This window comes from Thiomicrorhabdus heinhorstiae (assembly GCF_013391765.2).
Lineage (GTDB): Bacteria > Pseudomonadota > Gammaproteobacteria > Thiomicrospirales > Thiomicrospiraceae > Thiomicrorhabdus > Thiomicrorhabdus heinhorstiae.
Genome location: NZ_JACBGI020000083.1, coordinates 1 through 407, shown reverse-complemented (window position 1 = coordinate 407; position 407 = coordinate 1). Strand labels below are relative to the sequence as shown.

Here is a 407-nt window from a genome sequence, read left to right as displayed (position 1 = left end):
GCCGAGAAACATCCGGAGGTCGTGGCCAAGTTTGCCAAGATCACCCTGGATTCGTTTGCCGACTATGCAGCCAATAAAAGCAGCTGGACGGTGGATTCCGGCCCGGTGCAAAAGATCGCCCGGTTGACCGGCGCAAACGCCGCAGACATCCCCGAACTGCTGGAAGGCAGCACCTTCCCCGATGCACAGGCGCAGCGAACCGACGCCTTGCTCAATGGTGGGACAGCCAAGGCCATTGGGGAGACGGCGAAGTTTCTTAAGGAACAAGGGAAAGTAGAGACCGTGTTACCGGACTATTCGGCCTATGTGACCGGAAAATTCATCAAAGAATAAACCCGGACAAAGAATGTGGGAGCGGGCTTGCTTGCGAAGGCGGTGTGCCAGTCAATAAATGCGCTGACTGACAC

1 protein-coding gene is annotated in these 407 nt (G+C 56.3%); it reads left to right on the top strand.

What is annotated here, in order from left to right:
- Positions 1-333: hypothetical protein (locus H8792_RS12465; RefSeq protein WP_228767128.1), on the top strand; the 333-nt coding region annotated here is incomplete at its 5' end.
- Positions 334-407 lie beyond the last annotated feature (74 nt).